This is a genomic window from Prolixibacter bellariivorans ATCC BAA-1284 (assembly GCF_000621705.1).
In the GTDB taxonomy this organism is placed as follows: Bacteria; Bacteroidota; Bacteroidia; order Bacteroidales; family Prolixibacteraceae; genus Prolixibacter; species Prolixibacter bellariivorans.
Genome location: NZ_KK211332.1, coordinates 661851 through 677509 on the forward strand (window position 1 = coordinate 661851; position 15659 = coordinate 677509).

The following is a 15659-nucleotide window of genomic DNA, read 5'->3' on the forward strand; positions in this document are numbered from 1 at the left end:
TGTTTTGTTCAGACTCCGATTTCAATCATCGTATTACATCTACCTGAACCTATTCTTGCTTTTAAATACATCAAAAAAGCGTTGTACCACGCATTAGGTGATACAACGCTCTATGTGTTAAAATTCACTTTTTAGCTGAGCAACCCAGGCCTTCACTCTTTCAGGGGTAAGGTCCTTTTCATAATCTTCATCGAGCGGCAGGCCGAGAAACAGACCATCTTTCAATGCTTCAGAGTCCTGAAAATTGTATCCTTCCGGAGATGTTTTCCCGATTAGGGTACCCTTATTCTTCAGAATGATCTTAGCCAGAAGGCCCATCGAATCGACAAAATGGTAGGCATAGGTAATATGGTCGCCCAGTCCGAATAATGCCACTTTCTTGGTGCTGAAATCAAAATCACGAACCACCGGGAAGAATTCAGCCCAATCGGTATTGGTAAACTCCTGGTCCCAGGTATCTTTTCCTACCGTGGAAATTCCAAAAATGATTTTTCCGTACTTATTCAAATCATTAATGGATGCCTGACTAACCGGAATCAGATCGATGTTCTCTTCACCGAATTCCTGTGCTACAATCTTTGCAGCGTGATGTACCGAACCGTTTAACGGGCCAAAGAATAATGCGATTTTATCCATTACTTGAGGTTTATGGTTTGTTTAACTCAATATCCCCCTTTTTGTATTCACCCATAATGGCGAGGCTCGAAACATTTTTTAGTACCAAATGAATGGCACGTTCGTAATTATCTTCTGTATCGTATTCCAGGTCAACATGGAATGAATATTCATTGGGTTTCCCAACAATGGGTATTGATTGAATTTTTGTCAAATTAATCTTATTGTCACCAAATATGGTCAGCACTTTTGCCAGCGCGCCATAATAGTGTCCGCACTGAAAAGAGATGGACGCTTTATTGGTTCCTGCAATCGGATTGTTATGCTTCGACAATACGAAAAAACGCGTATAGTTCTTCTTGTTTGTCTCAACTCCCCTCTCGAGGACTTCAAGGCCATAAATTTCAGCTGAGCGCTGATTTCCGATGGCCGCCACATCTTTGTATTTTTCTCTTGCCAGTTCCTGTGCAGCTCCGGCAGTATCTGATTTTTCCTGCAGCTCAATCTCACCAAAATGTTGGTCGATGTATTCCGAACATTGCCGCAGGGCAATAGGATGGGAATGAATTTCCTGAATATCTTCAAATTTGACTCCCGGATAAACCATCAGATTCATTTGAATATGAAGGTATATTTCGCCGACAACATGCAGATGAAAGTCCTGAAGCAAGGCATAATTAGCCAGTAAACTACCGGCTATGGAATTTTCGATAGCCATCACAGCGCCGTCAACCTCATCGCGGTCCAACAATTCACAAACTTTACGAAACGTCCGGCACTCTACTATTTCTACATCCTCACCAAAATATTTCCGGGCGGCATCTTCATGAAAGGAGCCTTTTATTCCCTGTATGGATATCTTTTTCACTAAATCAAGTTTAAATCCGTTTATTAATCCTGAGCAAGTTAACTAAAAAATCCTGTTTCCCCACTGTTTTAGCCTGTTTCAGTGCGCCAGTGAACGGACTAACAAGGCTTTACATAACGGAATCAACTCACATTCCAGTTCTTCCGCAAATGTTAATTCTTTGCATTGGATTGTTCGGTATACACGCTAAAACTATGTTTCACCCTTGCCGAAAACGAACTCCAGTTAAAAGCAATCAGAGCCAGAATAACGACCAGGGCACTCACTAATAATTTTTCATGTAAATTCAAATCCCGAAACTTCTTCATATCCTTAAATCTTGTATAAATCACTGGCCTTTATTAACTCCAGTTTATTCTTCTGTAGTACTTCAATGCAACGATCGATATCATTGGGTTTGATAATCACACTTGCCGAAGTACCCATTGAGAACGCATAAAGATATTCAATCGAAATCTCATTTCTACTGAGAATTTTCAGGGCCCGGGCTAATGCTCCCGCCTGATTGGGACAACTTAGGCCAACAACACCTGATTCCCTAACGGTAAATCCTCTCTCGTGCAACACATTGGAAGCCTTATCTGGATCGGATACAATTAATCGCAGAATACCAAATTCGGAGGTATCTGCGACGGAGAATGCACTTATGTTAATTCCTGCCTCTCCCAAAATCTGGGAGACCTCATTCAAACGCCCCGATTTATTTTCCAGAAAAACAGAAATTTGTTTAATCAGCATCTTGCTTACGTGTTATGGTTATTGCCCTTAATTTAACCAAAATAATGGTGATTTCTTCCGGGAGACCAGATTAAATATTCCGCTTGTCAATCACTCTTTTGGCTTTGCCTGCCGTTCGCTCAATCGTTTTGGGTTCAACCAGTTTTACATCGACAGTCAACCCCAGCGTGCTTTCCAGCTTGTGTGTGATTCGCTTTCTCAAATCCTGAAGTACCCTCACTTCGTCGGAGAAAAATTGCTCCTGTACCTCTACCATCAGGCTTAAGGTATCGAGTGTATTTTCCCGCTCCACAATGAGCAGGTAATGTGGCTCGGTTTCGCTCATTTCCAGTAAAACAGTTTCAATCTGCGACGGGAAGACATTTACCCCGCGAATAATGAGCATATCATCACTGCGACCTTTACACTTTTCCATTCGGACAAGCGTGCGTCCACAAGAGCATTTATCGTATATCAACCGGGTTAAATCCCTGGTCCGGTAACGAAGCAGCGGAATTCCTTCTTTGGTAATCGTGGAAAATACCAACTCTCCCACCTCTCCTTCAGCCACTGGCTCCAACGTAACGGGATCGATGATCTCCGGAACAAAATGATCTTCATGCACATGCATTCCTTGCTGATATTCGCATTCGCAGGAAACACCAGGGCCAACGATTTCGCTTAACCCATAGATATCGATGGCCCGAAGTTTCAGTTTCCGCTCAATCTCTTTTCGCATGGCTTCCGACCAGGGCTCAGCGCCGAATATGCCAACACGCAGGTTCAGCGTTTCCGGGTCGATACCTGCTTCGTTCAACACATCCGAAATGTAAAGCGCATAGGAAGGAGTGCAACACAACACCGATGAGTTGAAATCCTGCATTAACTGAATCTGCTTTTGCGTATTTCCTCCCGAAATGGGAATAACGGACGCCCCCAGGTTTTCCGTTCCGTAATGAATTCCCAAACCTCCTGTAAACAGTCCATAGCCATATGCGATCTGAACAATATCGTTCTTATGAATGCCAGCCATACACAACGAGCGGGTAACAACTTCGGACCACATGTTGATATCTTTCCGCGTGTAGCCCACAACAGTCGGTTTTCCGGTTGTCCCGGAAGAAGCATGCAACCGGACGATTTCGCTCATAGGAACGGTAAACAAGCCAAAGGGATAATTATCGCGCAAATCAGATTTCGTGGTAAACGGAAGCTTATGCAAATCCTCCACTCCCTTTATATCAAACGGCGTTAAACCCGCCTGTTGCATCTTATCACGATAGTAGGCAACATTGTGATAAATCCGTTTGACGGTTTCAATAAGTCGCTCACTTTGAATGGCCTTCATCTCATCGCGAGTGGCACACTCTATTTTTTCATTCCAGATCATTTTGCTTTTCTTCGGTTTTATTCCCGGACACCAGAAAAACTGATATGCCCCGATTATGCAGCGTTATTGAGGTTGAGCAAATGGTGCTAATTCAAATCATTTGGCCGGAATATTGCCTAAGAACCAAATATTATTGCCCTTGAAAATATTGGATCGTTGGGTGGACAGATTGGAAACAAGCACTTTGCAAACAAAATTAATAATATTACTACTCAAAAGGAGATAAAACTTTCAATTCCTATTTTTTATATTTATTCTAATTATAAATTAACAGAATTCAGAGAGGATATTCTTGGAAAGATAAATCTGGAAGGAAAAGTCGGAAACGAAATTTAAGACTCGGGATAATTGGGGCTGTACAGAAGGTTTTCCATTCGTTTGACAATAGTCTAAAAAACCGACTCTGTGCCCATTAATGATAATAGACACAGAGCCAATCAAAGAGGCCCATCATAACATGAGCATGTTCCTCTCTTCTATAAGTAAAAATTAGTTGCCTATTTTTCGATGCGGATACGTGCATCCACGGCCAAAATGCGATCGCCTTTTCCGAGTAATGGATTCAAATCCATCTCTTTAATTTCCACCGCAAAACGCAACATGGATGACAAGCGAACGATGATTTCCGCAAATTTATCTTTGTCAACGCCTTCCATTCCGCGATAGCCGTTGATGATTTTGTACGCTTTCAGGTTGCGAATCATCGAATGCGCTTCGGGGAATGTAAGCGGCGCCAGACCAGAAGTTACGTCTTTAAATACTTCCACGAAAATACCGCCCATTCCGCACAGCATCACGTGACCGAATTTTTCCTGGTAAGAAGCTCCAATGAACAGCTCGATGCCTTCGGCCTGCTCGGCCATTAAAACAGCTGTCGTGCCTTTGATTTTCATCAGCCGGGTGAACTCTTTACGGACCATTTCTTCGTCCCGAATATTCAAAGATACGCCACCAACTTCGGTTTTGTGTACCGGCCCAACCACTTTCATCACTAACGGAAAGCCAAGTTCTTTGGAAGCCTCAGCTGCTTCGTCGACACTTTGTACAACCCGCTCCTGAGCAAATGGAATGGAAGCTGCTTTCAGCAACGCATGAATTTTTTCCGGCGGCATGTAACCATTCTCACAACTTTCGACTACGCGCCTGATTTCGGCAACGTCTACTCCTTCCAGGTAAATATTCTCGTCTGATGGTTTCGGCGTACGATACACTTTCGTCAACGCCCGACCCAGTAACACCTCATCCGGGAAGTTCACATTTCCGCTGGAGATAAAATAAGCGACATCTTTCTGCACATTAATAACCGACGGCAAAATCGGGTAAATCGGTTTTTTGCAGGTCTTCATCTTGTCACTCAACACCTTGTACACATCGGTTACCGGCTGCAAACCGGGGCTACCAAAAATAACAGCCATACCGTCGATGTCATCAAAATCATTTTCACAGGCATCGATAATCGCACCCAATTGGTCTGCGTTTCCGGTTGCCAGGAAATCGATAGGATTTTCGACCGATGAACCTGGGAACAACTTATCCTTCAAGGCAGCTTTTACTTTGGTATCCGGCAAATGCGGAATTCGCAGGCCTCCGTCTTCAAGCGCATCGGTCAGCATAACCGCCGGACCGCCGGCATGGGTGATGATGGCCATATTCTTGCCATGTAATTCTTCAAACATGAAAATGCCGGCAACCGTCGTCAACTCCTCTCTTCCGTAACAACGAACAATTCCGGCTTTACGGAACAACGCTTCGACAGCTGAATCAGAGCTCGTCATGGCGCCGGTATGCGAGGAAGCTGCACGACTTCCGGCTTCCGAACTTCCGGCTTTGATACCGGCAATCTTACATCCTTTCCTGATAAGGGATGAAGCATGCCACAGAAATTTATCGGGATTATGAATGGATTCTACGTAAAGCAGTTTGACCGGCGCTGATGTTTCCGGATCGTAGGTCTTATCCCAATATTCCAACACTTCTTCTACTCCAATCTGGGCCGAGTTTCCTACCGAGAAAACGTTGGCAAAATGCAATCCTTTCGGAATACCCGATTCCATAATGAATACGGCGGTAGCTCCTGAACCACTTACAAAATCGCATCCTTTCGGATCGAACTGAGGAATAGGAGATGTAAATACGCCAGCATACTCCGGAGTCAGCACACCAATACAGTTAGGGCCAATTAACACACCGCCGACTGATTTTACTGTCTCTACCATCTGGCGTTCCCATTCTGCTCCCTGCTCGCTTTCCTCGCTGAAGCCAGCCGAAATAACAATAAACGCTTTTGTCTTTTTGGTGTGAGCCAGTGTCTCCACCGTCTGCGGACACAGCTTGGCCGGGATGGCCAAAATCGCCAAATCAATCATCGGCAATTCATCAACTGTTGCAAAAGTCTTGATTCCCTGAATCTCGGGATCGCGAGGGTTTACAGCATAGAGCTTACCCTTATATTTATGTTCCTGAAGGTTTAGCAGAACTTTTCCTCCCGGTTTCGAAACATCATTCGAAGCGCCAATAACGGCAATACTTTTTGGCGATAATAGTTGTTTGTTTAGCATATGACAGCATATTAATTTTAATCAACCCGAGCCAAATGTATTAAAATATGCAGATGGAAAAGCTGATAGATGACAGGCGGAAACATGACCTTCAGCACATATCCGGCCATTACAGACTTCGTCATTATGGTAATAAAAAACGAATAATTGCTATCTTTCAACAATGGCTGATATGGAACAAAAGATAGTGGTTTGGTGCGATTTCTCGCCCGGCATGGACGCCGCTTTGGTTCATGGAATCTACCTGGCAAGTATCCTGAAGAAGGAGTTGTTGTTGCTCCATCTGATAGACAAAAAGCGCCAGGAAGATAAACTGATGGCCGAAGCCAAAATGCGCGGAGTGGCTGGACGAACGTCCGATATGATTCCGTCAGTCAGAGTTCGGTACCTTGTTCGCAACCACGAGCTTTCGCAAGAAATGTTAATGGATTTGTCGGAAGTCTACGATGTCATTCTGATGACGGCAGGCAAAACATCTTCAAAACATCTGCTCCCCAAACTGAAGTTGTCAGGTTTTCCATTCCTGTTTGTCAATGGTGAAAAAGAAATCGAGAACCTTTACAAACGACTGGTAATACCCGTTGGCTACATGCGACGCAGCAAAGATTTGGCTCTTTGGGCCAGTTACATTGGCCGGAATAATCAGGCTCTGGTTGACTTACTGGCCGCCCGTGAACCGGGAGTAGATGATCGCAAGCGGGTTGAAAAGAATTTGTCAGCAATTGAGATTTTGTTCGACAAATTTGCCTTCCCTTACCAGGTAATCGAAAGTAGCTCTCAGACCTGGAAACTTTCCAGATCGGCACTGGAACATGCGCTTGGTGTCCCAGAAGCCTTGTTAATTGTTTCGGGAAATGACAAAACCACCTTCATCGATAATTGGTTGGGATTAACTATCCGAAAACTACTGAGGAAATCAGGAAACATCCCGGTGATGTGTATCAATTCCTACCTCGATTTATACACGCTGTGCGGTTAAATTTCTTTAGACTCCCAGCTGTTTTGTCGGTGCTTCTCAATTTTTTCGAGAAAGGCCATTGCCATTGTTTTTCCGCGAAGTAAGGCGCGCTCAGCTATCGTTCCTTCGAAGTTATTTTTCACCGTTTCGTTCCATATCTCTAACCAACGTGTGAAATGTTCTCCGTCGATATTCATATCAAAATGCATTTCCACCGGTTTCCCGTAATAATCCGGCTTGCGTAACAACACGGTATTCCAAAACCGGTAAAGCCGCTTATGATGCTTTTCCCATCGCCCTTCAAGCCGACTATTAAATATGGGCCCGAGCAGATCGTCAACTTGTACTTTGGCATAAAAATGATCGACCAGGAATTTCACATCATCGATGGATTCAATATCCTTCATTGAGGTTATTTTTAGGTTATCGCTATTTCTGTTTCCTCAAATTTTGCGCTTTCTTCCGACCCACACAATAACCCGTCTCATCATCGGCGGCAACAAAGTCCATTTTGTCAGTTGGGTAATAAAGCTTTCGAAACTCCATTCCAAAACACACAAATCACACTTTCAATCAATTAAAACCACTCACACACCCGTTTCATGGAAGAAAATTGCGCCCTGCAAATTATATTCAAACAGTGCTTATTCAGACAAATTATATATTTAATCATCTGGATATGTCAGTATGTCATTTTTTCGCAACTTGGCACGCTTGTTGGCAGAAGAGAGTTGATTGTGACAGCACAATCGGATGTTCTGCCCGACAGATAAAGCGTTGAAAATGTGAATTGCAAGAATCGCAATTCTCAAAAGCAATAAAGCGATGAAGAAACAGAAACTGTTACGGTGGGCCATCAAACAACGCAAAGTGATTCAGGTAATCATTGGCGTCGCGCTCTACATCACAATTGGTTATTATCACATTTCGCTGTGGTACGTGCTCCTTTTCGGAGCCTTTACAGGAGTCATCCTGGGAAAGGTATTTTGTCGCTGGATGTGTCCGATGGGTGTCATGATGGAATTTCTCATGAGTATGACTCCCGGAGAATCGTTCCGACAAACGTATCAATACCACAAGCTGGGATGTCCGATTGCATGGATTTCAGGCTGGCTGAACCGGTTCTCATTTTACCGGATTTCACTGAATAAAGACACCTGTAAATCATGCGGCATCTGCGATAAGCAATGCTATATTTCAACATTGAACTCGGCGAAATACAGCATTTACCAAAACGGGAAAGAGCGTCCCGGGGCCAGCTTCAGCTGCTCGAAATGTTTACAATGCGTTTCGGAGTGCCCCAACGGAAGTTTGACATACAAGTTTGCCTTTTCTCCGTTGAAGACGGAAAAACAGGTGAGCATGAAAAAGAAGTGAAACAGTTAGAGATAGATTAATCGTATGAAACAAATTCATTCATTCGAAGAACTAAAAGAAGCAGTAGAAACCGAAGGGAAATCATACCTGCTGCTATACAAATCGAGTGGTTCGGAGCAAAACAATTGTGCACTAAAAGCCGTAGAATCAGCAGCAGACAAAGCAGAAAAAGCGATTGTACTGACCGCTGATGTAGCGACCGTTCGGGATATTCATCCGGAATACGGAATTACCTCTGTACCCAGCTTGCTTGAATTCGAGAACGGAGGGCTGAAAAAGGTGGTAAAAGGCTGTAGTGAAGAAAACTTCTATCAAAACCTGTTCGAAGGCGGAGCTTTTCACGCGTCAGCAACCGGCGACAAAGAAAAACCACAAAAGAATGTTGTGGTTTATTCGACGCCAACCTGCACCTGGTGTAATACCATCAAATCCTACTTCAGGGATAACAATATTCGCTTCCGCGACATTGACGTTTCTCGCGACCAGAAGGCTGCCGAGGAAATGGTCAAACGCAGCGGACAGCAGGGCGTTCCACAGACGCTCATTAACGGACAGGTCGTTGTGGGGTTTGATAAAGCCCGTATCGACGCGCTGTTGGGAATCAGGTAATTTTCCTGTCGCGCCATGAACCGGTTTTTCCGGAAAGGCGTTGCTGAAGCCGATTCTTTTGCCGAAGTATCTTTTGGGTTCCTGATTTTGGTTGTATTTTTAATAGCCATAGTTATTCATTGACACTGATTTTCGACTGTGATATTTAATTTGTTAAACCATAATTATTTAGGTACCATGAGAGAGCTTCAACCAGTAAATCAGAATGTACTGATTGAGTTAACCGAAGATAGCCACGAAGAAAAAACGGCTGGCGGAATTATTATTCCCGATTCGGCAAAAGCAAAAAAGAACATTGGCAAAGTAGCTGCCATCAGCAACGTTGAAAACCCGGAGATTGCCGTGGGTGACATGGTGCTGTACAAAGAGTTCAGCGGTAATGAAGTTGAATTCGAAGGGAAAAAATATCTGTTGCTTCCCTACGCCGACATCTTGTCGAAAGTAGTGGAAACCGACGAAATCTGATTCTCTTTTTTCAATCAGAAAATCCCGTATCCGGCTAAGCCGTTACGGGATTTCTTTTTTCTAAGGGTTTGGCCATTTTTTTTTGACATATCACTCAATAAATCACCCTCATGCTTCGTTGATATTAATGGTACCAAGCACGAAGGGCGTCATGAAACACATTCTATTTACTCTCACAGCAATCATCTTTTGCATATCCTTTTCTGAAGCACAAACCACAAAAGCGACTACCGACTTCGAGATCGTAGGCAAATATGGTGACTATGGCGTTCCGTGGGCTTTGATCAAAAAAGACGGGAAGTTTGGTTTCATTGACCAGAAGGGAAATCTGGTTGTTTCTCCTCAATATGATTCCATCGAAAAGTTTGGTGCACACGGCGTTTCATGGGCATTGGTGGAGAAAGACGGCAAGTTGGGCTTTATCGACAAACAAGGTAAGGAAGTTGTCAAACCACAATACGAAATGATTGACCACTTTGGAACATACGGTCCGCCATGGGCCTTGGTTCGTAAAGACGGCCGACTGGGATTTATTGATCAGGAAGGAAATGAAGATTTTTCGGTAGCAGCCGTTGGAAAACTTTCCAATGGGAACCGGATTTCATTTCAACAAAATATTAATGGAGATGACACCCCATCGTTTTTAGACCGGGCAATGAAGGAAATTACCCGGCTACGAATCCAGTCGCCTTCAGCATTGAGCGATAATAACGATATGTTTGCCTTGATTCTTCATGACCAAAATCTTGACCGCTATGCAGTTCTTCCGGAAAGGACAAAACGCAATTCAGACGGGACCGTGAAATATTTGTCTCCATGGAATGTTTCATCGGTGGATGGAAGAATACGTTGCAATTATCAAAACAACGAAAGTGATTCGGACATGATAGCCCCGCGTGTCAAGGTAGCGGTTACTCAAAAAGATTAGATAGTAAATTTCCAGCAAAGCTTCTTTCCGAAATATCGAAAAGAAACAAAAAGCCCCGTCGGTAATTACCAGCGGGGCTTCTTTTTATTCTGAGGAACGAATTAGTTCACTAGTTCCATTTCGTCTAACAGGTAGCCCGCTCCCGCAAATTTATCAATGACGAACAACGCATAGCGAATGTCCAACATAATGTTCCGGCACTCATCCGGATCGAACATGATGTCACTCATGGTTCCTTCCCAGGCACGATCGAAATTCACACCAATCAGGTTTCCTTCCGCATCTACTACCGGACTTCCGGAATTTCCTCCGGTTGTATGATTGGAAGCACAAAAAGCGACGGGAACTTGTCCTTTTCCATTCGTATACGAACCAAAATCTTTCTCCTGAAATAATTCTTTCAACCGATCCGGAACATCATAATCGTACACATCCGGATTGTCTTTTTCCATGATCCCTTTCAGCGTTGTGTAGTACTTGTAATGCACGCCGTCACGCGGATCGTATCCTTCCACCTTTCCGTATGCCACACGCAGCGTAAAGTTTGCGTCTGCCATCATGCGTTTGCCTTCATTCTTTTCCAGCAGACCCGCCATGTACAACTTCTGGTTGGCTTTTATCGAATCGTTCAGTTCGCGGTAACGCGATTCAACTTTTGCTTCATAGGTATTTCGAAGCGCCCGGTACAGCTGCATCACCGGATCTTTTTCCAGCTTCTTCACTGAGCCGTTATCGAAATCATTCAACATTTCATTCAGCGCATTCTCATCTGTCAGCACCGATTTCTGATAGAGTTTCGTCAATTTTTCGGGAGTGAGTTTGGTCAACTCTTCCGGCACCCATTTTCCCGGAAGGTCGTGAGCATACATGGTCAGTAATGTAGAAAACACTTTCTCATCAGTTGGCTGATGGTAGTCCTTAAAATAGGCGGCTACTTCATCCTTCAATTCCGGAATGGCTCCTTCCAGCCGACTCTCCGCATTGTATTCAGCCAGGCGGCGAATGCGGTCGAACTTTCGCGCAAGGCTGAAAATATCCGTTCCCCGCTTCACGACTTCCGAGTAGTAATCATCGGCCCTTTGATAAGGTGCAAACTCCGAATACAACTCATCAAAGCGCGGCAAAACATTACCGTATTTTTCCTTCCGGGAAGAAGAAGCGTCTACCCACCTCGTGAAAGCCTTCTCACCTTCCTGTTTTTTCTCTACAGCGTTCAGTCGTTTCAATCCTTTCACCTCGCCTTGCCACCGTTTCCAGGAATTGGACGTACGGGCGTATTTCGAAGCATACTGAATGCGAACGGCCCGATCAGCTTCCATGTCAGCAGCCAGAATATTCAATTTCTTTGTCCGGATATCGACCTTTTCAGGATCGCTTTGTGTCATTATCAGGTTCACTGCCTGCGAAGGCAAATATTCCTGCGTTGTTCCCGGATAACCGAAAACCATCGTGAAATCGCCTTTTTTCACTCCACGCATCGAAATGGGGAAAAATTTCTTCGGCTTGTAAGGAACATTATCGGGGGAATATTCAGCCGGCTTATTATCCTTTCCTGCATAAATGCGGAAAACAGAAAAATCACCGGTATGTCGCGGCCACATCCAGTTATCGGTATCGCCACCGAATTTACCAATTGCCGAGGGCGGTGCTCCTACCAGACGAATATCCTTATACACTTCGTAGACATACACAAAATACTGATTGCCATAAAACAGTGGTTTGACCACAGCAGTGTAATCCGTTCCTTCGGTCGCTTCCTTTTCAATCCTCGCCGTGTTTTCGTTGATGCGCATTTGCTTCTCACTTTCCGTCAGCGAATCTGTCACTCCTTCCAGAGCCTGGGCTGTCACATCATCCATTCTTACCAGGAATTTAACCGTTAAGTCGGGATTAGGAAGCTCTTCATCGCGGTTCATCGCCCAAAAGCCATCAGTCAGATAATCGTGCTCAACAGACGAATGTTTTTGGATGGAGCTGTATCCGCAATGATGGTTGGTAATCAGCAATCCGTCGGGCGAAATCACTTCGCCGGTACACCCTCCGCCGAATATCACCACCGCATCTTTCATGCTGGCGTGGTTCACACTGTAAATATCGTCGGCAGTTAGTTTGAATCCCATCTGCTGCATCTCTTCGATGTTGTATTTCTGCAACAGCGTTGGAATCCACATTCCCTCCTTCGCGGAAGCGGAAAAAAATATTCCCCACACCAGGAAAAAGGAAAGTAGCAAGTTCTTAAAATTCATCTTATAAGTAGGTTTGTTTGTTCACGAGTGCTCAAAATTAGGAAAAGAAGATTTATGAACAATAGGAAAGTGTCTTACGGGAAGATGTTATGCAACCAGGAACTTTTTGACCAATTTCCGCAGCCAATTGGCCAAAAAGCCGTTCAAAAAAGCAATCAGCATAGCCAAGCAAGATTTCAACTTTCATGACTATATTCCGCACCGGTTACCCAATAATTACCACTTACTCAGCTCTTCATACAAATGCTGCACCGGCAATCCCATCACGTTGAAATAGGAACCTTCGATTCGTTCAATGCCAATGTATCCGATCCACTCCTGGATACCGTATGCCCCGGCTTTGTCATAGGGTTTGTAATGCGTAATGTAATAGTCGATTTCTTCCTGCGAAAGCTCTTTGAAGAAAACGTCTGTTACGGAAGCAAAACTGACTTGCTTAGTTGTCGATGTCAGGCAAACACCGGTCACTACTTCATGTCGGCGCCCCGAAAGTTTTTGGAGCATGGCAACCGCTTCTTCGTAATCAGCTGGTTTTCCTAACACTTCGCCATCCACGTAAACAATGGTATCAGACGTTATAACCAGGTCCTTCTCCTTCAGGGTTTCGACGAACGGCTCAGCTTTCAACCGGGCCAGGTATTGCGGTATTTCCTCCATCGGCAAACCTTCCGGGAAAACTTCGTCTACTTCATGTATTTCCGTTTCGAAATCAATGCCTAAATCAGCCAACAACTGTTGCCGCCGGGGCGATTTCGATGCCAACACAATACGATAATTCTCCAGGTTTTTCGGTATCATAAATTCATTTTAAATCGAAATGGAGAACACGTCTAAAGCATTTTCCACTTTCTCCCGAGCATACGGGACTCCATTCTCAATTTACTAAAAGCTGCTCCAATGTAATTTTTCCGGATCAATCCATTTCCCCTGCGCACGTAAGACTTGCTCTATCACATCGCGTACGCAGCCTTCGCCACCATTCCGGTCAGAAATGTATTTCGAAACCGATTTAATTTCAGTTACGGCATCATTCGGACAAACCGGAACCCCTACGCGTTTCATAACGAGGTAATCGGGTAAGTCATCACCCATATACATGATTTCCGATTCCTTCAAACCGGTTTTTTTCAGGAAATCCTCGAAAAAGGTAATCTTATCCAGCGAGCCCATATACAGATGTGTCACGCCTAGTTTTTGGTAACGTTTCCGCACTTCGGTGGTATTTCCACCAGTAATGATCGCCAATGGATAACCGGTGCGGATCGCATGAACCATTGCAAATCCATCGCGAATATTAGCCGTTCTGACCGGATCACCTTCCGCGGTGAGGGGTTGTATAATTCGGGACAAAACGCCGTCAACATCGAAAGCGAAGCCTTTGACGTTCATTAGTTCTTCCTTAAAAAATGCCATATTTTATTTTGTATGTAATTGATGAATACTCTCGCTAAGTAATTTGTAGATATCGTTCCACTGCGGGTGCTCTTTCAACATTTCCAGATGCCGGTCAATTACGTTCCGATCGAACCGGACAGCCGGACCCGTTTGAACATTCTTGGGTGAAAATTCCAGTGCTTTTGCTGCCGTTTCGGCAATTAACGGTTTCAGAATATCAAAATCGATCTCCTTCTCCTTCAACAACTCGTCACCGATAGAATAAAGGTGGTTTACGAAATTGCACACAAATACTGCGGAGAGATGAAGTTGACGACGCTCCTCCGAGTCTATTTCGCGCACATCGTTGGATATGGACGCACCAAGCTTACGCAGAATGTCTAGATTCTCCGGATTATTGGCTTCTATACAAACAGGAATCTGAGCGAAGTCCACCTCCCTCGATTTGGAAAAGGTTTGCAGCGGATAAAAAACACCGTAGTTGGCTGAAAACGGCTTCAACACATCCATCGGCAAGCTTCCGGCTGTATGTGCTACCAAGCGATTCCCAAAACTGATTTTGGAAAGCAACGATTCCACTGCTTTGTCACTCACCGATACCAGATACAGCAGTCCTTCCGGGGAAATTTTTTCCGGATGAGTCGTCCAGGCTGAATGCAACTTATTCGCCAGTTCCGTTGCCGAGCTTTCGGTCCGCGAGTAAACCTGTACAATCCTGTGGTTGCACTCCCTGAGTCGTAATCCCAAACGGGTCGCCAGATTACCAGCTCCAATCAGAACAATATCCATCGTTCAAATTTTTTCCAAAACTACGGAAAATCGGGGCAAACATCCGTTCAACCAGATGATCCTATTGTAAAAATTAAAAATAGGCCATGGCCAAATAACCTTCCTGAGTTGAGTATAGGAGTAGTATGAGATGAGTATAGGATAAACGAAAGAGAAATCGCTGGAAAAACGGTGGGCATTTTTCCCGCTTCTGCGGAAAAGTCAAAAAGAACGTACCCCCGGTTACCTTCCCGAAGTCGATATAGAACCGATATAGGATGGATATAGGATAAATGTCTGAAATCACTCCTCTGATGTCTGGCGTCTTATTCAAAAAAAAAGGCAGCCAATTGGCTACCTTCACACACACAACACTCCTGTCCTTTCCCGGCATGTACCGGAACTCACTAATCAATCCCTTCAGAGTATACAATATCTTAAATACAAAGCCCTGTATTTTTTGTCTCTTATCTGTTGTCTAATATCTGAAGTCTATTGTCTTTCGGATATAAAAAAGCCCGACTCCAATACAGGAACCGGGCTTTGTGTAAAATAAGCGGCGACCTACTCTCCCACATTTCTGCAGTACCATCGGCGCTGGCGGGCTTAACTTCTCTGTTCGGAATGGGAAGAGGTGGGGCCCCGTCGCTATAGCCACCTAAAGTTTTCAGCTTGCTTTTCAGCTATACAATATCTTGTTGTAAAACAGTGCCAAGTATCAGCTTTTTAGTGTTTAGAAACTATTCTTACTTCTCACTTTTGCCT

16 protein-coding genes and 1 rRNA gene are annotated in these 15659 nt (G+C 44.3%); 5 read left to right on the forward strand and 12 right to left on the reverse strand.

Going from position 1 to position 15659, the window contains the following annotated elements:
* Nucleotides 1-117 precede the first annotated feature (117 nt).
* From T426_RS0122105 to T426_RS0122135, 6 genes are all read right to left on the reverse strand, one after another.
* Nucleotides 118-636, reverse strand: a complete 519-nt coding sequence (locus T426_RS0122105) for a flavodoxin (protein WP_025863523.1) — start codon at nucleotides 634-636, stop codon at nucleotides 118-120.
* A gap of 10 nt (nucleotides 637-646) precedes the next feature.
* Complete coding sequence (locus T426_RS0122110) at nucleotides 647-1483, reverse strand: prephenate dehydratase (protein WP_025863522.1); 837 nt, start codon at nucleotides 1481-1483, stop codon at nucleotides 647-649.
* A gap of 152 nt (nucleotides 1484-1635) precedes the next feature.
* Nucleotides 1636-1791, reverse strand: coding sequence for a hypothetical protein (locus tag T426_RS25900; RefSeq protein WP_153637564.1), 156 nt, complete (start codon nucleotides 1789-1791; stop codon nucleotides 1636-1638).
* Between the two features lie 4 nt (nucleotides 1792-1795).
* Nucleotides 1796-2221 carry an ACT domain-containing protein gene (locus T426_RS0122120; protein ID WP_025863521.1) on the reverse strand — a complete coding sequence of 142 codons (426 nt, stop codon included), beginning with the start codon at nucleotides 2219-2221 and terminating at the stop codon, nucleotides 1796-1798.
* A 70-nt stretch (nucleotides 2222-2291) separates the two neighbouring features.
* The gene (locus T426_RS0122125) at nucleotides 2292-3590 is read right to left on the reverse strand and encodes a phenylacetate--CoA ligase family protein (protein WP_027586293.1); all 1299 of its coding nucleotides are present in this window, start codon (nucleotides 3588-3590) and stop codon (nucleotides 2292-2294) included.
* 497 nt (nucleotides 3591-4087) lie between these two features.
* On the reverse strand, nucleotides 4088-6148 hold the full coding sequence (locus T426_RS0122135) for an acetate--CoA ligase family protein (protein ID WP_027586294.1): 2061 nt from the start codon (nucleotides 6146-6148) through the stop codon (nucleotides 4088-4090).
* Nucleotides 6149-6320: 172 nt separating this feature from the next.
* Here T426_RS0122135 and T426_RS0122145 point away from each other — a divergent pair, with 172 nt between their 5' ends.
* Nucleotides 6321-7127: an adenine nucleotide alpha hydrolase family protein gene (locus tag T426_RS0122145; RefSeq protein ID WP_148303694.1), complete on the forward strand. Its 807-nt coding sequence runs from the start codon at nucleotides 6321-6323 to the stop codon at nucleotides 7125-7127.
* Here the strand turns inward: T426_RS0122145 and T426_RS0122150 are convergent.
* Complete coding sequence (locus T426_RS0122150; protein WP_036984281.1) at nucleotides 7124-7513, reverse strand: group III truncated hemoglobin; 390 nt, start codon at nucleotides 7511-7513, stop codon at nucleotides 7124-7126. The two genes, T426_RS0122145 and T426_RS0122150, sit on opposite strands and share 4 nt — an antisense overlap.
* Nucleotides 7514-7931: 418 nt before the next feature.
* On the opposite strand from T426_RS0122150, the gene T426_RS0122160 reads away from it, so the two are divergent.
* From T426_RS0122160 to T426_RS25450, 4 genes are all read left to right on the forward strand, one after another.
* Nucleotides 7932-8483 carry a 4Fe-4S binding protein gene (locus T426_RS0122160; RefSeq protein WP_025863517.1) on the forward strand — a complete coding sequence of 184 codons (552 nt, stop codon included), beginning with the start codon at nucleotides 7932-7934 and terminating at the stop codon, nucleotides 8481-8483.
* Between the two features lie 24 nt (nucleotides 8484-8507).
* The gene (locus T426_RS25675) at nucleotides 8508-9092 is read left to right on the forward strand and encodes a glutaredoxin domain-containing protein (RefSeq protein WP_027586295.1); all 585 of its coding nucleotides are present in this window, start codon (nucleotides 8508-8510) and stop codon (nucleotides 9090-9092) included.
* A gap of 177 nt (nucleotides 9093-9269) precedes the next feature.
* Entirely contained in the window at nucleotides 9270-9557 is a 288-nt protein-coding gene (locus T426_RS0122175) for a co-chaperone GroES (RefSeq protein ID WP_025863515.1), read from the forward strand.
* A 151-nt stretch (nucleotides 9558-9708) separates the two neighbouring features.
* Entirely contained in the window at nucleotides 9709-10485 is a 777-nt protein-coding gene (locus tag T426_RS25450; protein ID WP_025863514.1) for a WG repeat-containing protein, read from the forward strand.
* A 101-nt stretch (nucleotides 10486-10586) separates the two neighbouring features.
* Here T426_RS25450 and T426_RS0122185 read toward each other — a convergent pair whose 3' ends face one another.
* The 5 genes from T426_RS0122185 to rrf all read right to left on the reverse strand — a co-directional run bounded on the left by T426_RS0122185 (nucleotide 10587) and on the right by rrf (nucleotide 15556).
* Nucleotides 10587-12731: a S46 family peptidase gene (locus T426_RS0122185; protein WP_025863513.1), complete on the reverse strand. Its 2145-nt coding sequence runs from the start codon at nucleotides 12729-12731 to the stop codon at nucleotides 10587-10589.
* A gap of 216 nt (nucleotides 12732-12947) precedes the next feature.
* The gene (locus tag T426_RS0122195; protein ID WP_036984280.1) at nucleotides 12948-13529 is read right to left on the reverse strand and encodes a Maf-like protein; all 582 of its coding nucleotides are present in this window, start codon (nucleotides 13527-13529) and stop codon (nucleotides 12948-12950) included.
* A gap of 84 nt (nucleotides 13530-13613) precedes the next feature.
* Nucleotides 13614-14144 (reverse strand): KdsC family phosphatase, encoded by a 531-nt coding sequence (locus tag T426_RS0122200; protein ID WP_027586298.1) that lies wholly within the window; start codon nucleotides 14142-14144, stop codon nucleotides 13614-13616.
* 3 nt (nucleotides 14145-14147) lie between these two features.
* Nucleotides 14148-14915 (reverse strand): Rossmann-like and DUF2520 domain-containing protein, encoded by a 768-nt coding sequence (locus T426_RS0122205; protein ID WP_025863511.1) that lies wholly within the window; start codon nucleotides 14913-14915, stop codon nucleotides 14148-14150.
* A 530-nt stretch (nucleotides 14916-15445) separates the two neighbouring features.
* Nucleotides 15446-15556, reverse strand: a 5S ribosomal RNA gene (gene rrf, locus T426_RS0122215).
* Nucleotides 15557-15659 lie beyond the last annotated feature (103 nt).